Here is a 23,958-nt window from a genome sequence, read left to right as displayed (position 1 = left end):
TGGAATTCCGATGTCCGACACGTTCGACCCCGATCACCTGCGTGCTGAGCTGTTGCCCTTGAGCGCGTCGCAAACGCTATCTGAAGAGGCCCAGGCTTATCAGCGCTTCTACGGCCTGAACGCGCTTGGCCGGAATGGGTCGATCAGCAGCCGGATCGGGCGCGTTGAAGTGGGCGGTTACGACATCGTCACGCAGCTGTGGATGCCCGAACAGCCGGTTGGCACGCTGGTGCTGATGCACGGGTTTTACGATCACGTCGGGCTGTATCGACACGTCATCGACTGGGCGCTGGGCCTTGGACTGGCGGTGATTGCCTGCGACTTGCCGGGCCATGGACTGTCCAGTGGGGCGCGGGCAAGCATTACTGACTTCGCGGAATATCAGGCAGTGCTTGATCGGCTTTTTGTGGAAGCCGAGAGCCTCAACCTGCCGCAGCCGTGGCACCTGTGCGGGCAAAGCACCGGCGGCGCGATTGTCATCGACCACGTGCTGCATCACGGCGACGCAAGCCCGGCGCAGGGCCAGATCATCCTGCTGGCGCCGCTGGTGCGGCCGCGTGGCTGGGCCTTGTCGAAACTCAGCTATTACCTGCTGCGCGGCTTCGTCAAAGCCATTGACCGGCGCTTCAGCGAAAACTCAAACGCCCCGACCTTTCTGCCTTTCTTGCTGGCGGATCCGTTGCAGCCGCGACGCCTGCCGACAGTCTGGGTGGGCGCGCTGGCCAAATGGATCGAGCGTATCGAACGTGCGCCGCGAAGCTGTCGCCGCCCGCTGATCGTGCAGGGCGAGTCAGACACGACCGTGGACTGGAAACACAATCTGCCGGTGCTCAAGAGCAAGTTCGCTGAGCCGCAGATTTTCATGCTGCACGAAGCGCGGCACCATCTGGCGAACGAGTCACCCGAGCTGCGGGCAAGGTTTTTTGAGTTTCTGACGCAGCGAATGGGGTAGGGCAAGCTATGCAATCTGTAGGAGCGTGGCTTGTCCCGCGATCTCCCACGCAGCGGTAGCAACTGCGGTGATTGCGGTGTATCAGGATGATTGGGTTTACGAACTTGCGGCCGGTTCCCGCCCGATCGCGGGACAAGCCACGCTCCTACGCTTCCTGCAGCAGCGATAACAGCTACTTTACGTTCTGCCCAACCGCCAATCCCGCGCGAACTGCTGCCAGCGCCGCCTTGTAATAGGCCTTGCCTTCGTTGGACTCGGCAAAGGTGGCGAACTCGTCCAGCTCGCCGTCCGACAGGTCGCGGTATACATAAAGCAGCGTGTTGTTCACGTCCTTGCCGATCTGCCCCATGAGCCGCTGACGCTGACTGTCGAGCATGGCCTGGGTCGTGCCGCCGCCCATCAGGCCTGGAATCATCGAACTCAGGCTGTCGGCGGCGACGCCCGCAATCGCCATGCTGACCTCGGCGCCGGCTTCCTTGGCGGGAAGGGCGTTGGCCAGGTGGCCGATGATCAGCAGACGATTGTCGTCCGCCTGGATGTGCGGCAGGCCTTGAGCGTTTTTGGCCAGTTGATCCGGGCGCGTCGCGGTGAGCTCGGCGTTGACGATCTTGCGGCCCAGGGCCGACTGGAAAAACTGCAGTGCAGGGTTCGGGTCCTGCAGCGTCTGGCGCAGCATTTGCTCCCCGCGCTGGTCCATCGCCTGCGGGGCAAAACGCTGATTGCTGTTGCTCACCAGAGCGTCGAACACGGCCGGTGGAAGGCTGTTGCGGTAACGCTGCTGCGCGGCTTTCAAGGCATCGACAAAATGAGCGCGTTGTTCCGGCCAGCCGGCGAGCTTGTACAGCTGATCGTGGCCGTCTGCCCAAGCGGGCAAAGTGCAGAACATCAACAGCAGGAAAAACAGACGGCGCATTAGAGACTCCTGTCGGCAGGCCGCCATTCTCGGTGGGGCAGCGGGGATTTGTCGAGTTAACACTTGCCAGACCCCGCTAAAAACCGTGGGTTCGATCAGTGGTCGGGCAAAACCGCCGGGCGTAATCAAACCCGCAAAAATATTCCTCATTCCCCGGACTGCAGGCCCTGTCGGATTAATCGGCGTATGGATACTATGCGCGCCATGCGCATATCCCCTGATCACCCGCTGCTGTTGCGAATTGTCGACGACCTGGCCGAGCGTGGCTGGTCGCAGCAGAACATCTTCCTGCCCGACACCCTGACCCGTGAGCTGGCGCTTGAATGCCGCACGCGTGCTGTTCAGGGTGAGCTCGCGCCTGCTGCTGTGGGGCGCGGGCCGGCTCAAGAGGTTCGCGAGGGGATTCGTGGCGATCACATTCAGTGGCTGGAAGCGGGGCAGGCCGAGCCGTGCGATCGCTATCTGGACCTGATGGAGAGCCTGCGTCAGGCGCTGAACCGAGGCCTGTTTCTGGGCCTTGAGGATTACGAAAGCCACTTCGCGCTCTATCCGCCCGGAGCCTTCTACCTCAAGCATGTAGACCGCTTTCGCGATGACGACAAACGCATGGTCTCGGCGGTCGTCTACCTCAACGACGGCTGGTTGCCGGAGCATGGCGGCCAGTTGCGCATGTACCTCAAGGACGGCGTCGAGTACGACGTGCAGCCCACCGGCGGCTGCCTGGTGGTGTTCCTCTCGGGCGACATGCCCCATGAAGTCATGCCGTCGACCCGCGAGCGCCTGTCACTGACCGGATGGTTCAGGCGGCGTGGGAACGAGCCGTTCGAGTTGTAACTGGCTTCCTGTCTGTCTGCATCGGCCCAACATGAAATCTTCTACATGCAGTCACTCAGCGAAATACTTCGCGGCCAACCGCAGCTAAGGTAAAGGTCGTTCCTGAGCGTTTGCCTGTCGGGATGAAGAGGCTTCGACTCCCGAACCCGCCAATCGCACATCGATAAAAACGGAGAGATCATGAAGACGTTATTCGCGAGAACTGCCCTGACCGGACTGCTGCTGGGGTCGAGCTTCCTGGCGCAGGCCGCCGACATCCCTCGCACGGCATCGCCGGCAGGCGCCGAGGTTTACATCATCTCGCCCAAAGACGGCGCGACCGTCAATGGCGCGTTCAAGGTGCAGTTCGGCCTCAAGGGCATGGGCGTCGCCCCGGCCGGCGTTGACGTTCCGGACACCGGCCATCATCACCTGCTGATCGACGTCAAGGACCAGCCCGACATGACCGCGCCGCTGCCGAACACCGACAACATCCGCCACTTCGGCAAGGGTCAGACTGAAACCGAGCTGAACCTCACGCCGGGTCAGCACACCCTGCAACTGCTGGTGGGCGACAAGAATCACGTGCCACTGAACCCGCCGGTCGAGTCACAGAAGATCACCATCACGGTCAAATAACGCGTATCCGCAGATGCCATGGAGTCCGCCGTCGCATGGCTGATGTGAATTCGTAGGAGCCGGCTTGCTGGCGAAGGAGTCAGACCAGATGCATCAATGGTGCATGAAAACACCCCTTCGCCAGCAAGCTGGCTTCTACGGATGGAGGTACGCCGCACAGGCGTGTCTCGACGCGATCCCGTGTAGGAGCGCGCTTGCCCGCGAAAGCGATCTGTCTGTGCCATCCATGTTGGATGACTCACTGCAGTCGCGGGCAAGCGCGCTCCTGCAAGTCCGCAGACGGCGCGGATTGGTTCAAGCAGATTCCTGCGGGCGCGACGGGCGATTCACGACTTACTCTCCTTGAGCAAGCGTCTGGGGTATTTTCCGGAACCGCTAGCGGGCCGGAAAGTCAGCCAGAACCGTCTCTTCCCCTGACTTGGTCACGCCAATGATCTGGTGAGCGCTGCGCCGATCGCCTGACTCCATTCCTGGTGAACCCATGGGCATACCAGGAGCTGCTACCCCCACCAGATCAGCTCGTTGGCTTAGTTCCGCAATTTGCGCGACGGGAACATGGCCTTCAACAAACTTTCCGTTTACAACCCCGGTGTGGCACGAGCCTAGATTGCCGGGCACACCGAACTTCTCCTTTACAGCGCTCATGTTGTCTTCAAGGTGGTCGACCACCGCGTAGCCGTTCTCTTTCAGATAAGCGATCCACTTGGTGCAGCAGCCACAGTTGGGGTCCCTATACACGTCTATTGATTGCGCTGCCTGTACCAATGAGGCGGCACTTAGCGCTGTCGCGGCGGCAATGACTTGGACGGTCTTTCTAAATGAATTCATGGCTGATGCTACTCAAGGCGGAAAAGGGTAGAGGGGAGCGCGCGCGTAGCCTCACCGAGGGTAGACCTGATGGGCAAATTGAATGTGTTACCAATGAATGCTGAGCCGCGTCGAGTTGTTTCCAGGCGTCTTCATCAGCGTGATGGCATACCGAGAGCGGTGCCCGTTGGTGTCTACTGCCCTAAAAAGGGCAGCGTTGATCTAAGCGGGAATAGGAAAGATCAGGCTGAACGTTGTGATGGCCCCAGGTTTACTTTCAACCGCTACGCGTCCTTCGTGCAAGCTCATGATCGAGCGCACGATGGCAAGCCCCAACCCTGTCCCGCCTTGCTGCCGGGAGCGGCTGGCATGAACCCTGTAGAAGCGATCAAACAGGCGAGGTAGGTGTTCCGCTTCAATCCCCTCTCCTGCATTACGTACAGCCAGCGAAACTTCCTCTTTCAGGGTTGAAAGGCTGAGCGTAACGGGAGTGCCGGCTGTCCCGTGTCTGATGGCATTCGACAGTAGATTTGAAATGGCGCGCTGGATCATCAGACGATCACCGGAGACCTTTGCATCTCCCTGCACCACAACGGACATCTTCTTTTCTTCCGCTGACATCGCAAAAAGCTCCGCGACCTTTTCTGCTTCTTCTCGCAGATCAATTGAACTGAAAGTCAACGGCGCAGAGGGTTGGCTGACGCTGGCTAAAAACAGCATCTGGGAGACCATGCGAGACAGGCGCTCAAGCTCTTCGGTACACGATTCAAGTACTTGCTTGTATTCCGCCGGAGGCCTCTCCCTGGACAGAGTCACTTGGGCGGTGCCCATCAGATTATTCATCGGCGAGCGCAGTTCATGTGCCAGATCGTCCGAGAACTGGGCGAGCTGCTGAACGTCGCCGTCCAATCGGTGCAGCATGAAATTAACCGCATGAGCCAGGTCACTCAGTTCTTCAGGCAGACCGTGTACCTTCATTCTGTGCGAGAGGTCGCGGGCCGATACCCGCTCTGCAACTTTGCGAAATGCCCTGAGTGGTTTGAGTCCGCGATGAACTACCCACCATGCGCAGCCACCCACCAGGAGCAAAATAAAAGGCAATGCGATCAGCGTGGATTTCACATAAGCGTTGAGTAAGGTGACATCACTTTTTCTGTCGAGGGTCAGCATCACCAGAATCTGTTGGTCATTTTTGAGGCGAATCAGCTTCTGCGCCATCAACAATTCATGGCCGTCGGAGGAATCCAGCCGCTGGAACTCCAGGGATAGGCTCCCTGTTTTGGGTATTGGTAACTCGACCGCGTCATCGCTTCCAAGGATCAGCAGCTGCTTTCGCGGAACGCTTGAGTCCATGATGGCGAGGGTCAAATTGTCGTGACCGACGATTTGGTCACGCAGGTTATGGGGATGAAGCACGATGTCTGCTGCCGTTGCCGAGCTTTCGGCGAGACTGTGTTCAACCTGCGCCAACTTCTCGGTCAGTCCATCTTTTGCCTGGACATCCAACTGGCGCGAAATGGATGCGTAGGCAAACGTCGCCATGACCAATGCCAATACAGCACTCATCGCTGTGACAGTGATGCCGAGTTTCGTCGAGAGTCGCGTGGGTTTCATTCGCGAGCTTCCAACACGTAGCCAACCCCGCGAAGGGTATGAATCAACTTCTGATCAAACGGATCGTCAATCTTGGCCCTTAGCCGTCTGATCGATACCTCGACGACATTGGTATCGCAGTCAAAATTCATGTCCCACACCAGGGAGATGATCTGAGTCCGCGACATCACCTCTCCGCTATGTCGCATGAGCACGTGCAGCAGCGCGAATTCCTTAGTCGTCAGATCGATGCGCCGAGTGCCCCTGAACGCTCTGTGCCTGCCTTGATCCAGTTCAAGGTCGCCGACGCGCAGCACTTCAGGTAGCCCGGCTTGTTCACTCCGGCGCATCAAGGTACGAACCCGTGCGAGCAGTTCTGGAAACTCGAAAGGCTTGACCAAATAGTCGTCGGCTCCCATTTCCAGGCCTCGGACTTTTTCATCGAGCCGCCCGCGAGCGGTCACCATCATCACTCGGGTGTTACTTGTTTCTCGCAGCCGGGCCAGCACCTCCCAGCCCTCCATTTCTGGCAAGTTTACATCCAGTATCACAATATCGTATGCCTGGTGCTGAGCGAGACAGAGGCCATCGAGGCCGGTATTGGCGACATCAACTACATAACCGCTCTCGGTGAGTCCCTGATGCATATACTCGGCAGTTTTAGGCTCGTCCTCTACAACAAGGATTCGCATGACGGAAGTTCCTGTTTGAATTAAGTAGTCAGTTGCCAAATACGTCGTTGGGTCACTATTTTTCTATAGTTTTATCGACGAATTTTTCACAACCCTCTGGATGCAAGGCAAATTCTCATCCCTGTAGTCGCTACAGGGTCAAGCATGGCCAGCCGAAAAGCCTGGGTTATCGGGGTATGGCGACGTTATGTCGCATCTCCCACGCAGTGCCGACTTCAGTAATTCAACACTCACGAGGTTCCCTTAAAAAGTGCAAGTGTGCACATGTTGCAGCACGTTTCAGTCAAGGCTTAAACACGTCGGCTCGAGATTGTAGTTTCAAAAGATTTTTCGTTTTCGTAGATAACGTAATTGTAATTTTCCAGTCATCCCTCTGATAACTCCTATTACATAAAGTCCGCCCATCAAATCCAGCTTCAAAGCTGGCGTTATACCTGTTGATTTTTAATTGGGTGGTTTATGCGACTGGAGAAGTGCGACCGTGCTCGGACATAGACGATTTTCCGTAACCTCTTCCATGAGGCTGGGCGCTTTTTGCGTGTTGTTGCTGCCTTTCGCCGCACCCGGTGTTGTGGCTGCTCAGGGTCTGAGCTTGCCCCAAGCCATTGAATCGGCATTTGCCGAAAACCCTGATCTTGCTGCCGCTCGAAGGGAGATAGGGATCGCCGAAGGTGACAGGCAGCAGGCCGGGCTCATCCCTAACCCGGTGGTTTCCTGGGAAGCGGAAGACACCCGTCGTAGTACCAGCACCACGACCGTCATGCTGAGTCAGGCTCTGGAGCTCGGCGGCAAAAGAGGAGCCCGTATCGATGTCGCGAGCCGTGGCCAGGACGCTGCTCAAATCGAGCTTGAGCGTCGGGGCAACGAGTTGCGTGCCGAAGTGGTTCAGGCGTTTTACGCCGCCGTTCGGGCTGAAACGGGGCTGGATCTGGCGCAACAATCTCAGTCTCTGGCTGAGCGCGGTCTTGAGATCGCTGAGGGCCGTGTGCGTGCCGGTAAATCATCGCCGGTAGAGGCTACCCGTGCGCAAGTCCAGTTGTCCGAGACCAACCTGCTGGTTCGACGCGCACAAACGCTGAAAGCTAACAGCTATCGCGACCTCGCTCGTGCAACCGGATCCGCATCGGCAACCTTCGATAGCCTGGAATACGCTGATCTGTCCCCGGGCAAGGCGCCACTCGCTGCGAAAATACTGACCGCAATCGATCGGTCTGCCGAGCTGCGCCTGGCCCAGGCTCAGATTGAACAGCGAGACGCGTCATTAGGTTCGGAGCGTGCGCAACGCATCCCGGATCTCACGGTCAGCATTGGCAGCCAATACACCCGCGAGGATCGGGAGCGCGTCAACGTAGTTGGTTTTTCGATGCCCCTTCCGCTTTTCAACAGGAACCAGGGAAACGTGCTTGCGGCTTCGCGTCGCGCTGACCAGGCCCGCGACCTGCGTAATGCGGTGGAGCTGAGACTGCGTACCACCACTCAGTCTGCCCTTGCCCAATGGGTAACGGCCACTCGCGATGTTGAGTCTTTCAATCAAGTCATCTTGCCGTCCGCCAAAAGCGCGGTCGATGCGGCGACCCGAGGCTTTGAGATGGGCAAGTTCGGCTTTCTGGAAGTCCTCGATGCTCAGCGCACGCTGATCGATGCCCGAAGCCAATATCTGGAATCGCTAGCCATCGCCACTGACGCCAGGGTCACTGTCGAGCGCATCTACGGCGATCTCAGCTCATTTAGCACTCATCCTTAAAGCCATCTTTCCGCACTTATTGGGCGCATCGCACCGTGTGCAAGCACATGATCGCCGGGAGCATTCATGAACAAAAAACGGAGCATTACCCTCGCGCTGGTGGTGATCGCCATCATCGGTTTGACCAGTTTGACGGTCACCCGTCAAGGACTCCCCGTTGCCGCAGAGTCCCAGCCTGCTGGCAAGGAGCAAGGCAAAGAAAGCAACGAGGCACACGCCAAAGGGGATGGACACAGTGACGAAGATTCTGACGAGGGCAAGGGTGAATCCCATGAAGAGGAAGGCCAGCTTGAACTGACCCCGGAGCAAATAAACGCAGCCGGCATCGAGCTTGTCTTGGCGGGGCCGAGGTTGATGAGTACGTCGGTCACTTTCCCGGGGGAAATCAGATTCGACGAGGACCGCACGACCCATGTCGTTCCACGGGTGAGTGGCGTCGTTGACGAAGTGAGAGTCGAGCTGGGCCAATCAGTAAAGAAAGGGCAGGTGCTCGCTGTGATCGCAAGCCAGCAAATCACGGATATGCGCAGCGAACTGAACGCCGCGCAGAGAAGAACCGAGCTGGCTCGCTTGACCATGCAGCGCGAGAAAAAGCTGTGGGAGGACAAGATTTCCGCCGAGCAGGACTACTTGCTCGCGCGCCAGTCGTTCCAGGAGGCAGATATCAGTCGCTCGAACGCCCGGCAAAAACTGAGCGCGATTGGTGCCAGCGTTAACACAGCCGCCGGCAATCGCTATGAGTTGATTGCCCCGTTTGACTCTGTGGTTGTGGAGAAACACCTCGGCATTGGCGAAGTGGTGAACGAAGCCACTGCGGCCTTTACGCTTTCAGACTTGTCGCGTGTCTGGGCAACGTTTGGTGCGACGCCAAAGGATTTGCAGCGCGTGGTAGTCGGGCGAGCCGTGACGGTCAGCGCACCTGATCTTGACGCTCAAGTCGAAGGCCGGATCAGTTACGTAGGAAGCCTGCTTGGCGAGCAAACCAGGGCTGCCACTGTACGGGTGATCCTTGATAACCCCGAGGGCGCATGGCGTCCCGGATTGTTCGTCTCCATTGATGTGACTGCTGATAAAGCCAATGCCTCGGTCAGTCTCCCCGAATCGGCCATTCAGACGGTGGAAGATAAGCCGTCAGTGTTTGTTCGCAATGCTGAAGGCTTCCAGCTGCGTGCCGTGGAGGTCGGTCGCCGGGATGGTGGCTTTGTGGAGATCATCCAAGGCCTGGACGCCGGCGCCCAAGTGGCTTCTGCCGGCAGCTTCATCCTCAAGTCCGAGCTGGGCAAGAGCTCTGCCGAGCATGCCCATTGACCCGCGTCGCAAGAGTACAACGCCATGTTTGAACGGTTGATTCAATTCGCGATTGAGCAGCGCATCGTCGTAATGCTCGCTGTCTTGCTGATGGCGGGGCTCGGTATTGCCAGCTATCAGAAACTGCCTATTGATGCGGTACCTGACATCACCAACGTTCAGGTTCAAATCAATACCGCCGCTCCGGGCTTTTCACCGTTGGAAACAGAGCAACGGGTTACCTTTTCTATCGAAACGAGTATGGCCGGGTTACCCGGGCTGAAGCAGACCCGTTCGCTGTCGCGTTCAGGTCTGTCCCAGGTGACGGTCATTTTCGAAGACGGCACCGATCTGTTCTTCGCTCGTCAGTTGGTGGGTGAGCGCCTTCAAACTGCCAAGGAGCAGTTACCTGAAGGAGTCGAGGCGGTCATGGGCCCCATTTCCACAGGCCTGGGTGAGATCTTCCTCTGGACTGTCGAGGCTGAAGAAGGCGCCAGGAAGGAGGATGGAAGCGCCTATACACCCACCGATCTTCGAGTCATTCAGGATTGGATCATCAAGCCACAGCTGCGCAACGTTCCCGGCGTTGCCGAGATCAACACGATCGGCGGTTTCGCCAAGCAGTACCAGATCGCGCCTGATCCCAAAAAGCTGGCTGCCTACAAGCTGACGCTGAACGATCTCGTCGCCGCGCTTGAGCGTAACAACGCCAATGTCGGGGCCGGCTACATTGAACGTGGGGGCGAGCAACTGTTGATTCGTGCACCTGGCCAGCTCGGCACGGTGAAGGACATCGCGAACATCGTCATCGCAAACGTCCAGGGCACGCCGATCAGGGTCAGCAGCGTCGCTGATGTGGGTATCGGACAGGAACTGCGTTCCGGAGCCGCTACCGAGAACGGGCGTGAGGTTGTCCTGGGCACGGTGTTCATGCTGATCGGAGAAAACAGCCGAACGGTCTCGCAGGCAGTTGCGGCGAAACTGGCTGACATCAACCGCTCGCTGCCTCAGGGCATCCACGCGGTGACGGTGTATGACCGTACCAATCTCGTTGAAAAGGCCATCGCCACCGTCAAGAAGAACCTGATTGAAGGCGCCATCCTTGTCATCGCCATTTTGTTCCTGTTCCTGGGTAACATCCGCGCTGCCTTGATCACCGCCATGGTGATCCCGCTCGCCATGTTGTTCACGTTTACCGGCATGTTTACCAACAACGTCAGCGCAAACCTGATGAGCCTGGGTGCGCTGGACTTTGGCATTATCGTGGACGGGGCTGTGGTGATCGTTGAAAACGCGATTCGACGGCTTGCTCATGCGCAGCACAAGTACGGCCGGATGCTGACGCGTACCGAGCGTTTTCACGAAGTGTTTGCCGCTGCCAAGGAAGCTCGCAGACCGCTCATTTTCGGCCAGTTGATCATCATGGTCGTTTATCTGCCGATCTTTGCCCTCACCGGTGTGGAAGGCAAGATGTTCCACCCCATGGCGTTTACCGTGGTCATCGCATTGTTGGGCGCCATGATCCTTTCCGTCACCTTTGTTCCTGCCGCGATCGCGATGTTCGTGACTGGCAAGGTGAAGGAAGAAGAAGGTTTCATCATGCGCACGGCTCGCGTGCGTTACGCGCCGGTTCTGACGTGGGTGCTGCAGCATCGTGCGATCGCTTTCAGCATGGCCTTTGTGCTGATCGTCTTGTCCGGTTTCACCGCCAGCCGAATGGGCAGTGAGTTCGTACCCAGCCTGAGCGAGGGCGACTTTGCGCTGCAAGCCCTTCGGGTGCCGGGCACGAGCCTTACTCAGTCTGTGGAAATGCAGAAGCGGCTTGAAAAAGCCATCGTTGAGAAGGTGCCTGAAGTAGAACGAATGTTTGCTCGAACAGGTACAGCAGAGATTGCTGCCGACCCGATGCCGCCAAACATTTCTGATAGCTACGTCATGCTGAAACCGCAAAGCCAATGGCCGGATCCAGGAAAGTCTCGTGAGTCCCTCATTGCGGAGTTGCAGCAGGCGGCAGCCGGCGTGCCAGGGAGTAACTACGAGTTCTCCCAGCCTATCCAGTTGCGCTTTAACGAGCTTGTCTCAGGCGTACGAAGCGACGTTGCGGTGAAGGTGTTCGGTGACGACATGGACGTGCTGAACCAGACGGCAAGTCAGATCGCAGCCACTCTGCAAAAAGTGCCTGGCGCGTCTGAGGTCAAAGTCGAGCAGACGACGGGCTTGCCTGTGTTGACCATCAACATCGATCGGGACAAAGCCGCACGTTACGGTCTGAACGTGGGCGACGTGCAGGATGCTATCGCTACGGGTGTGGGAGGTCGTCGGGCCGGCACCCTTTATGAAGGCGACCGTCGGTTCGATATGGTTGTGCGGCTGTCGGATGAGATGCGAACCGATGTCGCCGGGCTTTCCAGTTTGTTGATCCCGGTTCCGGCTACCGCGGGCAGTAGCGATCAGCAAATCAACTTCATCCCGTTGTCGCAAGTGGCGACGCTGGATCTGATACTCGGGCCTAATCAGATCAGTCGCGAAAACGGGAAGCGTCTGGTGATCGTAAGCGCCAACGTTCGCGGACGTGACCTCGGTTCGTTCGTTCAGGAAGCAGGTGTAAACATCGACAGCGCAGTGAAAATCCCGCCTGGCTATTGGACCGATTGGGGCGGTCAGTTTGAACAGCTTCAGTCGGCTGCCAAACGTCTCCAGATTGTGGTGCCGGTGGCTTTGCTGATGGTGCTTGCACTGCTGTTCATGATGTTCAACAACCTCAAAGATGGGTTGCTGGTGTTCACGGGCATCCCCTTTGCTTTGACGGGAGGCGTGCTTGCGCTTTGGCTACGGGACATCCCGTTGTCGATCTCGGCCGGGGTTGGATTTATCGCCTTGTCCGGCGTGGCTGTACTGAACGGCCTGGTCATGATCGCCTTCATTCGCAACTTGCGTGAAGAGGGGCGCTCCCTGGGCGACGCGATCAACGAGGGTGCGCTCACTCGTTTGAGGCCAGTGCTGATGACTGCGTTGGTCGCGTCTCTGGGGTTCATCCCCATGGCCTTGGCAACGGGGACAGGCGCTGAGGTTCAACGCCCTTTGGCAACGGTAGTCATTGGAGGAATCCTATCTTCCACAGCGCTGACGCTGCTGGTCCTGCCAGCGCTTTATCAATGGGCTCACAGGAAAGAAGAGGACTGACAGCCCGCTCAGTTCCCCACTTAAAAAGCTCGCGCCGGAAGACTGGCGCGAGCTTTTTCATGCGTGGTGTTCGTGCCCTTCTGCGCTGTGCTCGTCATCATGAAAACCATCATGTTCGAGTTGGATGGTGCAGTGGTCGATTTCGAAGCCCTGGCTTACGGAGGTGGTCACGTTGGCCAGGATTTCCTGCCCGTTCCGGGACGCCTGCGCTATCACCACATGCACGCTCATGACGTTCTTTCCGCTGGTGACTGACCACACATGGAGATCATGGATCGCCTTGACACCCTCGACCGCCAGAATGGTCTGCTCAACCTCTTTGAGCTCAATGCCATTGGGCACACCCTCCAACAGTACGTTCATGCTTTCGCGTAGAAGCGTCCAGGTTCTTGGCAGCACCCAGAGTCCGATACCGGCTGCCACGAGTGAGTCCACCCAGGCCCACCCGGTGAACCAGATGACGACAGCCGCTACGATCACGCCGATCGAGCCGAGCATGTCACTCCAGACCTCCAGATAGGCTCCCTTCACATTCAGACTTTCTCCGCTGGCACTTCCCAGCATCCGCATGGAGATCAGGTTGACGACGAGTCCCAGCGTGGCAATGACCAGCATGCCAATCGACTGGATGGGAGCAGGCGTGAGGAGTCTTTGGTAGGCCTCGTACAAGATGTAGATGGCGACGAAGAACAGCAGAATGGCATTGACTGAAGAGGCGAGGATTTCAAACCTCGCATAACCAAATGTTCGAGTTCGGTCGGCGGGTCGCTTGGCAATCTGGAAGGCTAACAGCGAGATACCTAAAGCAGCCGAGTCAGTGAACATGTGTGCGGCATCAGACAGGAGCGCGAGACTTCCTGTGATCCAGGCGCCGATGACCTCGGCGATCATGAAACCCGTCGTGAGAAGAAGCGCCATGAAAAGCATCTTTTCGTGGCCTGCGCGCACTTGGCCGTGGCTGTGACCTGAGCTCATCGGGAGATCCTTGGGATTTATGGACAGGGAGAGGTAATGGTTGAACTGACTATGACATGCAGTCTGGCAGGGCCGTTCATCCATGAGCCATCGAAAAACAAGCAAAAAAAAGCGCCCAGTGGGCGCTTAAAGATTCACCTTAACCAAAGGAGCAACGGGAGCTTCCAAAGGTGAATAGGGTGACCGGAGGGTATTAGCCTTCGGACTTTTTGACGTCGTCAGCGCGGGGTTTCTCCTCGACGCGGACATATTCAGTGGCCGCCTTTTGATCGTTGAATCGTACTTCTTGTGCGATTCGCATTTTCTGAGCGGCATGATTTGAGCGCTCACTGCCGTCTTGGGCGAATAGAGACGTGCTGGAGAGCGCGGCGACTGTCAGGACCAACGATTTGATGAGATTCATGGTGGTTACCCTATGGAGTGGCAGTACCTGATCAACTGCTGGGGCTCATCAGGAGTTGTGGCAATAGTAATTCGCGGTGGCTAACAGGAACGTGAGGGAACAATTACAATTCTGTCAGGAAAGACTACCGCAGCTAAATCCAATGCCCGCGACAAGATTTCCAAATGGTAATGCTCGCGCAACGTTCCAGTAAGTGCTGATTGGTTAAGTTAGGCCATCACTTAAACGGAGACAAAAAATGCGTATTGCCAAATCCTTTGTTTTTGCCCTTGCAATCCTTTCGCCCGTCGCTTCTTACGCCTTTGCAAGCGATGACTCGGTGGCGAATACCATCATCAAAGAACATCAGGAAGTGGTCGGTCGGTATGCGGCCAGAGAAAATAAGCCTGTGCCAGCTATTGTTGAATATAAATATGGGATGAAGCTGGATATTGCGAAAGTCGTCCGAGTTTCCCCGGAGTCGAGGGGCTGTCAGGTGATGCCTAAACTAATGACCTACGAAGACGCCCAGGGCGAATTAAACACGTTGCAATACCAGGCCATGAGCGGTTGCCGAGGCAAAAATTGACACTGTTTGCTGATGAATCATTACCCTGTTTGAATTCAGCATCGGAGCGGCCTTCATGGCCGCTTTTTTTTGTCTCAAAAAAACCGTACTGCCGGGATAAATGCGCCTTTGTTGCGGCACAGAAAAAGGTGCCCGTCAGGGCACCTAAAGACGCTTTGGCTGGGGCTGCCCATTAGCCCTCAGAGGACGCTGATAGGGTATTCGACGATCAGCCTCACCTCGTCAAGGTCCGACTCAAACGCAGTCGCCCTTGTGGTCGCCTGGCGCAGGCGCAGTGATAGATCTTTCAAGGTGCCGGTCTGGACGACGTATTTTGCTTCGATATCCCGCTCCCAGCGTTTTTGATCTTTGAGCGGATTCCCGTCCGAGTCTCGTCGCATGTAGGTGCTGTTGGCATTGGAGTAGTCGGCATCTGTACCCTTGCCATAGCGGGTCATGAACGAGAGACCAGGGATTCCAAAGTTGTTCATGTCCACGTTATACGTCGCCATCCAGGACCTTTCTTTCGGCGAGTTGAAGTCGCTGTATTGAATGGAGTTAGCGACGTAGATCGAGTCTGACTGTCTCAGGTAGTCAAAGTCGTCATCGCCCTGATTGCGTTGGTGCGACAATGCGAAAGTGTGCGAGCCATATTTCAGGGCGACCTTCACGCTCCAGATATCGTTGTCGAACTTACCCAGAAGCTTCTTGCCTTCGTCTGTTGCGTTGTAGTAATTGACACTGCCTGTCAGAGCCATTTGATCGGAAAGAGGAAGCACGTAGGAGGCAGAGGCGTACTTCTGATCCCACGCGTCTTTCAGGCGGCTTCCGTATAGGGCCAGAGTCAGCTGCTCGGTTGCTTCATAGTCACCACCGAAGTAACCCATCCATGGCGAGTTGACCTGACCCGCGTAGAACGTAGCGAACTTGTCGCCCATTGAGGTTGATTGGGGCTGGCTCATCGAATGAAGTCGACCGCCCTGAACGGTCAACCCGCTGAGGCTTTTGTTCGTCGCAGTGACACCCCGAAAGCTTTCGGGAAGGACACGCGAATCACCAAAGGATACGACGGGAGTAGACGGGAACACATCGCCGACGTTGACGACCGTGTCGAATGCCCGTGCCTTCACGGAGCCACCCAGCTTGGTGTATTCGTCCTCGGCCTCGCCGTCGTTATCGACAGGCAAGACGTCGAAAGAGCTCTGAAATCCGTTTCGGCCTCCGCCGGTGTCAAGCTTGATTCCCATCAAGGCAAAAGCGTCGACCCCTACGCCGAATGTACCTTGTGTGAAGCCGGATTCGAATTTGGCAATAAAGCCTTGCGCCGTTGCTTCGGAATAGCCGTTCCCGGTAGCAGTCGACTGCCCTTTGCGGCTATCACGGTTCATATAGAAGGTGCGGCTTAGAACGTTGAACGTACTGCCTTCGATAAACCCTTCTTTTTGCTCTTCTGCAAAACCGGCAACAGGCGTGACGCTCGCGAGGGTTGAGAAAACCGCGAGGGAAATCTTTCTAAGGTGAGTCATGTGCGCTCCGTACGAATCGGCAGATTGCTTTTAGACGTGTCGACCTGGCTTATATTTGTAAATCCGAGAGGTGCCAGTGGGCGCAATCTTGACGACTGGAAGATAACGACGGGATGATCTGAAAATTACAAATCTGCAATAAATGTCTGTGCACGCTCCCTACTTCCCCGGCTTGCATCCTGAGTGGTGAGGGTGAGTTGTTGGCGGGCAAAAAAAAGCCCTCTTTTCAGAGGGCTCATTGTTTATTCAGGATAGAAAAGTGCAGTCAGTGACCGAAGGTCTCCTTCCCGCCACCCTGAACACGCTTCTTAGAACAGAACGCGGCTACGGATGGTGCCTTTGATGTGCTGCAGTTTCTCTTGGGCCAGATCGGAATACTCGGCGTCGACGTCGATCACCACGTAACCGACTTTCTCGTTGGTCTGCAGGAACTGACCGGAGATGTTGATGCCGTTTTCGGCGAAGACCTTGTTGATCTCCATCAGCACGCCCGGGATGTTCTCGTGGATGTGCAGCAGACGGTGCTTGCCTGGGTGAGCCGGCAGGGCCACTTCCGGGAAGTTGACCGAGGAGACCGACGTACCGTTATCGCTGTACTTGACCAGTTTCTCTGCCACTTCCAGACCGATGTTGGCCTGTGCCTCAGCGGTCGAGCCGCCGATGTGCGGCGTCAGGATCACGTTGTCCAGGCCGCGCAGCGGGCTTTCGAACACGTCGTCGTTGGAGCGGGGCTCAACCGGGAACACGTCGATGGCCGCGCCAATCAGGTGCTGATCCTTGATCGCGTCAGCCAAAGCGTCGAGCTCGACCACCGTGCCGCGCGCGGCGTTGATCAGGATGGCGCCCTTCTTCATCGTGCGAATTTCTTTCTCGCCGATCATCCACTGGGTTTCGTTGGTTTCCGGAACGTGCAGAGTGACGATGTCGGACATGGCCAGCAGCTCGTTCAGGCTGGACACCTGAGTGGCGTTGCCCAGCGGCAGCTTGGTCAGGGTGTCGTAGAAGTACACCTGCATGCCCAGGCCTTCAGCCAGGACCGACAGCTGAGTGCCGATCGAGCCGTAACCGACAATGCCGAGCTTCTTGCCACGAATCTCGAAAGAGTTGGCCGCGCTCTTGATCCAGCCACCGCGATGGCAGGAAGCGTTCTTCTCCGGGATACCGCGCAGCAGCAGGATGGCCTCGGCCAGCACCAGCTCCGCTACCGAACGGGTGTTGGAGTAGGGGGCGTTGAACACAGCGATGCCGCGTTCGCGGGCTGCGTTCAGGTCAACCTGGTTGGTACCGATGCAGAAGCAGCCGACCGCGACCAGCTTCTTGGCGCTGTCGAACAGTTCTTCAGTCAGTTGGGTGCGGGAACGAATACCGATGAAATGAGCGTCGGCAATCTTTTCCTTCAGTTCGGCTTCCGGCAGCGACTTGGTGTGGTACTCGATGCTGGTGTAACCGGCGGCCTTGAGGACGTCGACCGCGGACTGGTGGACGCCTTCGAGAAGAAGGAACTTGATCTTGCTCTTGTCGAGGGAAGTCTTGCTCATCTGCGTAAACCTGTGTCCCGGAGAGAAATGGCAGTAAGTGAAGCGCGCGCAAATCGGCTGAAAGCTCGATTGGCGGGGGGCGTATGCTAGCATATGCACCCCGCGAAACACCCCATTCCTGGACGTGAGCCGTTCTCAGGATGACCATGAATTGTTCGAGAGTTCTGTTGATGACCCATCCTGCGCTGATAGATGAGCTGAAGACCCTGGTTGAGCCCGGCAAGGTCCTGACCGACGCCGATTCCCTCGAAACCTACGGCAAGGACTGGACCAAACATTTCGCCCCGGCGCCCACCGCCATCGTCTTTCCCAAGACCACCGAACAGGTGCAGGCCATCGTCCGCTGGGCCAACGAACGCAAGGTTGCGCTGGTCCCGTCGGGCGGCCGCACCGGATTGTCCGCCGCTGCCGTTGCCGCCAATGGTGAGGTGGTCGTCAGCTTCGATTACATGAATCAGGTCCTCGAACTCAACCTGACGGATCGCACTGCCATCTGCCAGCCGGGAGTGGTCACCAAGCAGCTGCAGAATCTCGCGGAAGAAAACGGCTTGTATTACCCGGTCGACTTCGCGTCGTCAGGTTCGAGCAATATCGGCGGCAACATCGGCACCAATGCCGGCGGAATCAAGGTGATTCGCTACGGCATGACCCGCAACTGGGTCGCGGGACTCAAGGTGGTCACCGGCAAGGGCGACCTGCTCGAACTGAACAAAGACCTCATCAAAAACGCCACCGGCTACGACATGCGTCAGCTGTTCATTGGCGCCGAAGGCACGCTGGGCTTCGTGGTCGAGGCGACCATGCGCCTGGACCGCGCGCCGAAAAACCTCACCGCGATGGTTCTCGGTACCACCGATTTCAACGCGATCATGCCGGTGCTGCACGCGTTCCAGAGCAAGCTGGACCTGACCGCATTCGAGTTCTTCTCGGACAAGGCGCTGGCCAAGGTCATGGCGCGCGGTGACGTACCGTCCCCGTTTGAAACCGAATGCCCGTTCTACGCGCTGCTGGAATTCGAAGCGACCACCGAAGAAGTGGCGAACCACGCGCTGGAAACCTTCGAGCACTGCGTCGAGCAGGGCTGGGTGCTGGATGGCGTGATGAGCCAGAGCGAACAGCAACTGCAGAACCTGTGGAAACTGCGCGAATACATTTCGGAAACCATCTCCCACTTCACGCCGTACAAGAACGACATCTCGGTCACCGTTTCGAAAGTCCCGGCATTTCTCGCTGAAGTAGACGCGATCGTTGGCCAGCATTACCCGGATTTCGAAATCGTCTGGTTCGGCCACATCGGCGACGGCAACCTGCACCTGAACATCCTAAAGCCGGAAAACCTGAGCAAGGATGAGTTCTTTGCCAAGTGCGCGACGGTGAACAAGTGGGTGTTCGAGATCGTACAAAAGTACAACGGATCGATTTCCGCGGAACACGGCGTGGGCATGACCAAGCGTGACTACCTGCACTACAGCCGCTCGCCGGTGGAAATCGAATACATGAAAGCCGTCAAAGCGGTGTTCGACCCGAACGGCATCATGAACCCCGGCAAAATCTTCGCGGTGTAAAGCGGCGTTCACTGTTGAATAACATCAGCGATGCGCCTCACGCCGTTCTGATGGTTTCGGCAGGGCGCAAATCTGTAGGAGCCGGCTTGCTGGCGAACTCGGTCGGTCAGATATGAAATGTCGACTGACACAACAAGCATTTCAGGAGCGCTCATGAGCTATCAGCACAAGTACGTCGACGGCACCAAGGTTCACTTTCCGCTCGGTAAAGTCGTCTGCATCGGCCGCAACTACGCCGAGCACGCCAAGGAACTGGACAACCCTGTCCCCACTGAACCGCTGCTGTTCATCAAGCCGGGCAGCTGCGTGGTCGGGATCGAGGGGGGCTTCAGCATTCCTCAGGACCGGGGTTCGGTGCACTACGAGGCCGAGATCGTCGTGTTGATCGGCAAGCCGCTGAGCAAGAACCCGAGCCGCGAAGAAGTCCTCGACGCGATTTCCGGCTTCGCCCCTGGCCTGGACCTGACGCTGCGTGACGTGCAGTCCAAGTTGAAAGAGAAAGGCCTGCCGTGGGAAATCGCCAAGTCGTTCGACGGCGCAGCAGTGATCGCGCCTTTCGTATCGGCTGACGCTTACCCTGATCTGACCGACATCGCCATCCGCCTGACCATCAACGGCGAAGTCCGCCAGGACGGCAACAGCAGCCACATGCTCAACCCGATCGTGCCGATGATCCAGCACATGGCGTCGCAGTTTTCGCTGCAGGCCGGTGACCTGATCATGACCGGTACACCCGCAGGCGTTGGGCCGTTCACTGTTGGCGACCAGATCGTGCTGGAGCTGACTGGCCAGAGCCGTTTCGAAAGCGACGTGCGCTGATGGCATACCGCGAAGGTCGTCTGCGTTTTCGTTGGTGGTGGTTGCTCATCGCTGCGCTGGTGATCCTCGCCGGTCTTTCCCTGGCCTGGCACTGGGACGATCGCGGTCTGTTGTGGCTGCGCGAACGCAACGTCACGCCGGCCGAGCGCGCGGCGGGTATCTGGCTGCCGGATTACAAGGTCGATATCGACGCCAAGCCGCTGGCGGGTATGGAAAAGGACGAGGCCTCGGACCTGTCTTACGACCCGTCGACCAAAACCCTGTATTCGGTGATGGGCAAAAACCCTTTCCTGTCCGAGATCACGCTGACCGGCGACGTCATTCGCAAGATCCCGCTTCAAGGCTGGGGCAACCCCGAAGGTGTTGCCGTTCTGGGCGATGGCTTGATCGCCATCGTCGATGAGCGCCAGCACCTGATGACCATCGTTCACGTTACCCCTGAAACCAAAACCCTGAACATTGCCGACCTCCCCAAGTACGACCTGGGTCCCTCGAAGGATCAGAATAAAGCCTTCGAAGGCATCGCCTGGGACCCGCGGGACCAGCAGTTCCTGTTTGGCGAGGAGCGCCCGCCGGCGCTGTACAGCTGGAAGGCCGACGGCAGCAGCGAGGTGAGGGGTGAGAAGCGCAAGCTGATCAACGACAACCTGATCGTGCGCAACCTGTCGTCCTTGTACGCGGACCAGAAGACCGGGCATTTGCTGGTGCTGTCCGCCGAGTCGCACATGCTGCTGGAGCTGGACGGCAAGGGTAATCAAGTCAGCTTCATGACGCTGCTGCACGGTTTCAATGGCTTGAGCGAGACCATTCCCCGCGCCGAAGGGGTGGCGATGGACGAGAACGGCACCATTTACATGGTCAGTGAGCCCAACCTGTTTTACACCTTCAAGCGGCAGTGAGCCTCGACTGGCTTCGCCGGCAGCGTCTGGCGGGGCCCGTTTTGGCATCGAAAAGCCGAAACGAGATGTCACATGGCTTTCAGTTTGGCTTCAGAATACGGTGTTATTAAAGCCGCCCCACTGAAGTCGAGCCCCCTGCATGCGTCGTGTGTCCCCGTTCCAGAGCGTCGTGCTCACGTTACTTGTCCTGTTGATACTGACCGCGTGCTTTTTCGTGGCGCGCGAATACCGGGTCATCGAGCGGCTCTGGTTCAACTGGTACGTGTTCTGGCAATCCAGCGACGCGCAAGCGCTGGGGCTTGACGCTTATGAGGTCGAGATTGAGGCGCGGGCCATCGACGGCCTCAAGGCTAATGTCTCGGCGCTCAGCTTCGATCCGCAGCGTAAAACCCTGTTCACCGTGACCAACAAAAATCCCGAGCTGGTCGAGCTGAGCCTGGAAGGGCGGATTCTCAGACGAATTCCCCTGACCGGGTTCGGGGACGCGGAAGCGGTCGAGTACATCAGCCCCGGGATCTACGTCATCAGCGACGAGCACAGTCAGCGGCTGATCAAGGTTCACGTGGATGACGATACGACATTCCTCGACGCCGCCGATGCCGAACAGTTGACCCTGGGCATCGACGCCGGCGGCAACAATGGCTTTGAAGGGCTGGCTTACGATAATCAGGAGCGTCGCCTGTTCGTCGCCAAAGAACGCCGACCGGTGCAGATCATCGAAGTGCGTGGCTTTCCTGACGCCGGTACCCATTCCCCGAACATTTTGGAAGTGACATCCAGCAAGCAGCGGGATGCGGGCCTTTTTGTGCGCGACCTTTCCAGCCTGCAATTCGATGAGCGCAGTGGGCATTTGCTGGCGCTGTCGGATGAGTCGCGGCAGATTCTTGAGCTGGACACTGAAGGCCGGCCAGTCGCCAACGTGTCACTGACCAAAGGCAGCATGGGCCTGAGCCAAAGCGTGCCCCAGGCCGAGGGCATCGCCATGGGGGACGACGGCACGTTGTACGTCGTGAGTGAGCCGAACCTGTTTTATGTGTTCAAGAAGCGCTGAGGGCAAGGCATCTCCACAAGGATGTGCCTTGCCCCGGGTTGATCAGCGCTTGAGGGTTTTCACGCCTTCTTGTGTGCCCAGCAGCAGCAGATCCGCCGGGCGCGCAGCGAACAGACCGTTGGTGACGACGCCGACGATGTTGTTGACCTGCGCTTCCACTTCCGCCGGGTTGGTGATGTTCATGTTGTGCACATCGAGGATGATATTGCCGTTGTCCGTCAGCACGCCGTCGCGGTAAACCGGGTCGCCGCCCAGCTTCACCAGTTCGCGGGCCACGTGGCTGCGCGCCATCGGGATCACTTCGACGGGCAGGGGGAAGGCGCCCAGCACCGGCACCAGCTTGCTGGCGTCAGCGATGCAGATGAAGGTTTTGGCCACGGCGGCAACGATCTTCTCGCGGGTCAGGGCTGCGCCGCCGCCTTTGATCAGGTTCAGGTGCTCGTCACTTTCGTCCGCGCCGTCGACATAAAACTCCAGGTCGCTGACCGTGTTCAGCTCATACACCGGAATGCCGTGGCCTTTCAGGCGTGCGGCCGTGGCGTCGGAGCTCGCGACTGCGCCGTCGAAGGCGCCTTTGTGCAGGGCCAGTGCGTCGATGAAGCAATTGGCGGTAGAGCCGGTGCCCACGCCCACGATGCTTTTGTCGTCGAGTTTCGGAAGGATGAAATCGACGGCGGCCTGGGCAACGGCCTGTTTGAGTTGATCCTGGGTCATGCGAGGTGGGCTCCGGTTAAGAATGACGACCTGTAGGAATGCGCTTGCCCGCGAAGGCGGTGTGTCAGCGACGAATCGGTGACAGCGGGAATACCGTCGCGGGCTTGCGTGCTCTTACAGGGAATAGCGATAGGTCCGAGGGGCGGCAGTATAGCGACATGCCGTGGTCAAAGCCTGAGTCTTGATGTGGTCGTGCGCGGGGGCGAGGGGTAAACTTCCGAGTCTTGCCCCTTTGCCAGCGATTCTTCCCCGATGCTCGAGCACTACGTCAAAAAGATCCTCAACTCCCGCGTCTACGACGTTGCCGTGGAAACCCCGCTGCACGTCGCCCGCCAGCTCTCCGAGCGCCTGGGCAACAACGTGTTGCTCAAGCGCGAAGACCTGCAGCCGGTGTACTCCTTCAAGATTCGCGGCGCGTACAACAAGCTGGCGCAGTTGAGTCCGGAAGAACTGGCGCGGGGCGTGGTGACGGCCTCGGCGGGTAATCACGCCCAGGGACTGGCGCTGGCGGCGAAGACGCTGAACGTGGCGGCGACCATCGTGATGCCGAAGACCACGCCGGAGATCAAGGTCGAAGGCGTGCGCTCCCGAGGCGGAAAAGTCGTACTGCATGGCGACTCGTTTCCCGAAGCATTGGCGTATTCGCTGAAGCTGGTGGAGGAACACGGCTACGTCTACGTCCACCCGTACGACGACCCTGACACCATTGCCGGGCAAGGCACCGTGGCGATGGAAATCCTGCGTCAGCATCAGGGCCCGCTGGACGCAATCTTTGTACCGGTGGGCGGCGGCGGGCTGATCGCTGGCATCGCGGCGTATGTGAAATATCTGCGCCCGGAAATCAAGGTAATCGGCGTCGAGCCCGATGACTCCAATTGCCTGCAACAGGCCATGGCCTATGGTGAGCGGGTCGTATTGCAGCAAGTCGGGCTGTTCGCCGATGGCGTCGCCGTGGCGCAGATCGGTCAGTACACCTTCGAGATCTGCAAGGATTACGTCGACGAAGTGATCACCGTCAGTACCGATGAAATCTGCGCGGCGATCAAGGACATCTACGACGACACCCGCTCGATCACCGAACCCGCTGGCGCCCTGGGCGTGGCCGGGATCAAGAAGTACACCGAACAGTACGAAGTCACCGGGCAGACGTTTGTGGCCATCGACTCCGGCGCCAACGTGAATTTTGACCGCCTGCGCCATGTCGCCGAGCGCGCCGAACTGGGCGAAGGCCGCGAGGCGATCATTGCCGTGACCATCCCGGAGCAGCCGGGCAGCTTCAAGGCCTTCTGCGAGGCCAT

At 58.0% G+C, this 23,958-nt stretch carries 21 protein-coding genes; 12 read left to right on the top strand and 9 right to left on the bottom strand.

What is annotated here, in order from left to right:
• Positions 1-10: 10 nt before the first annotated feature.
• Complete coding sequence (locus tag EC919_RS10010; protein ID WP_133773532.1) at positions 11-952, top strand: alpha/beta hydrolase; 942 nt, start codon at positions 11-13, stop codon at positions 950-952.
• Between the two features lie 172 nt (positions 953-1,124).
• On the opposite strand, the gene EC919_RS10005 is transcribed toward EC919_RS10010, so the two are convergent.
• Positions 1,125-1,865, bottom strand: coding sequence for a DUF2059 domain-containing protein (locus EC919_RS10005; RefSeq protein WP_133773529.1), 741 nt, complete (start codon positions 1,863-1,865; stop codon positions 1,125-1,127).
• 195 nt (positions 1,866-2,060) lie between these two features.
• Here EC919_RS10005 and EC919_RS10000 point away from each other — a divergent pair, with 195 nt between their 5' ends.
• Both EC919_RS10000 and EC919_RS09995 read left to right on the top strand, forming a co-directional pair.
• Positions 2,061-2,699 carry a 2OG-Fe(II) oxygenase gene (locus tag EC919_RS10000; protein WP_065987352.1) on the top strand — a complete coding sequence of 213 codons (639 nt, stop codon included), beginning with the start codon at positions 2,061-2,063 and terminating at the stop codon, positions 2,697-2,699.
• A gap of 180 nt (positions 2,700-2,879) precedes the next feature.
• Positions 2,880-3,317, top strand: coding sequence for a DUF4399 domain-containing protein (locus tag EC919_RS09995; protein ID WP_133773527.1), 438 nt, complete (start codon positions 2,880-2,882; stop codon positions 3,315-3,317).
• Between the two features lie 375 nt (positions 3,318-3,692).
• Here the strand turns inward: EC919_RS09995 and EC919_RS09990 are convergent, their stop codons facing one another.
• The 3 genes from EC919_RS09990 to EC919_RS09980 form a co-directional block, all read right to left on the bottom strand.
• A complete protein-coding gene (locus tag EC919_RS09990) occupies positions 3,693-4,145 on the bottom strand; it encodes a DUF411 domain-containing protein (RefSeq protein ID WP_133773525.1) in 453 nt (150 codons plus the stop codon).
• Between the two features lie 201 nt (positions 4,146-4,346).
• Positions 4,347-5,738, bottom strand: coding sequence for a heavy metal sensor histidine kinase (locus EC919_RS09985; protein WP_133773523.1), 1,392 nt, complete (start codon positions 5,736-5,738; stop codon positions 4,347-4,349).
• Positions 5,735-6,409, bottom strand: a complete 675-nt coding sequence (locus EC919_RS09980) for a heavy metal response regulator transcription factor (protein WP_133773521.1) — start codon at positions 6,407-6,409, stop codon at positions 5,735-5,737. The genes EC919_RS09985 and EC919_RS09980 overlap by 4 nt, the downstream gene beginning before the upstream one ends.
• 517 nt (positions 6,410-6,926) lie before the next feature.
• Between EC919_RS09980 and EC919_RS09975 the strand changes: the two genes are divergently transcribed.
• From EC919_RS09975 to EC919_RS09965, 3 genes are all read left to right on the top strand, one after another.
• Complete coding sequence (locus EC919_RS09975; protein WP_133773519.1) at positions 6,927-8,153, top strand: TolC family protein; 1,227 nt, start codon at positions 6,927-6,929, stop codon at positions 8,151-8,153.
• Between the two features lie 66 nt (positions 8,154-8,219).
• Positions 8,220-9,461, top strand: coding sequence for an efflux RND transporter periplasmic adaptor subunit (locus EC919_RS09970; RefSeq protein ID WP_133773517.1), 1,242 nt, complete (start codon positions 8,220-8,222; stop codon positions 9,459-9,461).
• A 24-nt stretch (positions 9,462-9,485) separates the two neighbouring features.
• Positions 9,486-12,623 carry a CusA/CzcA family heavy metal efflux RND transporter gene (locus EC919_RS09965; RefSeq protein WP_133773515.1) on the top strand — a complete coding sequence of 1,046 codons (3,138 nt, stop codon included), beginning with the start codon at positions 9,486-9,488 and terminating at the stop codon, positions 12,621-12,623.
• Between the two features lie 57 nt (positions 12,624-12,680).
• Here EC919_RS09965 and EC919_RS09960 read toward each other — a convergent pair whose 3' ends face one another.
• On the bottom strand, positions 12,681-13,598 hold the full coding sequence (locus tag EC919_RS09960) for a cation diffusion facilitator family transporter (protein WP_133773513.1): 918 nt from the start codon (positions 13,596-13,598) through the stop codon (positions 12,681-12,683).
• 193 nt (positions 13,599-13,791) lie between these two features.
• Positions 13,792-14,001 carry a hypothetical protein gene (locus EC919_RS09955; protein ID WP_133773511.1) on the bottom strand — a complete coding sequence of 70 codons (210 nt, stop codon included), beginning with the start codon at positions 13,999-14,001 and terminating at the stop codon, positions 13,792-13,794.
• 238 nt (positions 14,002-14,239) lie between these two features.
• Here EC919_RS09955 and EC919_RS09950 point away from each other — a divergent pair, with 238 nt between their 5' ends.
• Positions 14,240-14,569: a DUF2790 domain-containing protein gene (locus tag EC919_RS09950; protein WP_133773509.1), complete on the top strand. Its 330-nt coding sequence runs from the start codon at positions 14,240-14,242 to the stop codon at positions 14,567-14,569.
• 179 nt (positions 14,570-14,748) lie between these two features.
• Here EC919_RS09950 and EC919_RS09945 read toward each other — a convergent pair whose 3' ends face one another.
• Together EC919_RS09945 and serA are read right to left on the bottom strand one after the other, a co-directional pair.
• Positions 14,749-16,074 (bottom strand): OprD family porin, encoded by a 1,326-nt coding sequence (locus EC919_RS09945; RefSeq protein WP_133773507.1) that lies wholly within the window; start codon positions 16,072-16,074, stop codon positions 14,749-14,751.
• A gap of 308 nt (positions 16,075-16,382) precedes the next feature.
• Positions 16,383-17,612 (bottom strand): phosphoglycerate dehydrogenase, encoded by a 1,230-nt coding sequence (gene serA, locus EC919_RS09940; protein WP_133773505.1) that lies wholly within the window; start codon positions 17,610-17,612, stop codon positions 16,383-16,385.
• A gap of 170 nt (positions 17,613-17,782) precedes the next feature.
• Between serA and EC919_RS09935 the strand changes: the two genes are divergently transcribed.
• The 4 genes from EC919_RS09935 to EC919_RS09920 all read left to right on the top strand — a co-directional run bounded on the left by EC919_RS09935 (position 17,783) and on the right by EC919_RS09920 (position 21,946).
• Positions 17,783-19,177, top strand: a complete 1,395-nt coding sequence (locus EC919_RS09935) for an FAD-binding oxidoreductase (protein WP_166650532.1) — start codon at positions 17,783-17,785, stop codon at positions 19,175-19,177.
• Positions 19,178-19,330: 153 nt separating this feature from the next.
• Positions 19,331-19,996, top strand: coding sequence for a fumarylacetoacetate hydrolase family protein (locus tag EC919_RS09930; RefSeq protein ID WP_133773500.1), 666 nt, complete (start codon positions 19,331-19,333; stop codon positions 19,994-19,996).
• Positions 19,996-20,895 carry an SdiA-regulated domain-containing protein gene (locus EC919_RS09925; RefSeq protein ID WP_133773498.1) on the top strand — a complete coding sequence of 300 codons (900 nt, stop codon included), beginning with the start codon at positions 19,996-19,998 and terminating at the stop codon, positions 20,893-20,895. The genes EC919_RS09930 and EC919_RS09925 overlap by 1 nt, the downstream gene beginning before the upstream one ends.
• 139 nt (positions 20,896-21,034) lie before the next feature.
• On the top strand, positions 21,035-21,946 hold the full coding sequence (locus EC919_RS09920; protein ID WP_133773496.1) for an SdiA-regulated domain-containing protein: 912 nt from the start codon (positions 21,035-21,037) through the stop codon (positions 21,944-21,946).
• Between the two features lie 42 nt (positions 21,947-21,988).
• Here the strand turns inward: EC919_RS09920 and rpiA are convergent, their stop codons facing one another.
• On the bottom strand, positions 21,989-22,660 hold the full coding sequence (gene rpiA / locus EC919_RS09915; protein WP_133773494.1) for a ribose-5-phosphate isomerase RpiA: 672 nt from the start codon (positions 22,658-22,660) through the stop codon (positions 21,989-21,991).
• Between the two features lie 252 nt (positions 22,661-22,912).
• Here rpiA and ilvA point away from each other — a divergent pair.
• A partial coding sequence (gene ilvA / locus EC919_RS09910) for a threonine ammonia-lyase, biosynthetic (RefSeq protein ID WP_133773492.1) occupies positions 22,913-23,958 on the top strand: 1,046 nt, incomplete at its 3' end.

It is taken from the genome of Pseudomonas graminis (assembly GCF_004364335.1).
Taxonomy (GTDB): Bacteria; Pseudomonadota; Gammaproteobacteria; order Pseudomonadales; family Pseudomonadaceae; genus Aquipseudomonas; species Aquipseudomonas graminis_D.
Note: the sequence above shows the minus strand (reverse complement) of the source record. Positions and strands in the feature narration are given on the sequence as shown.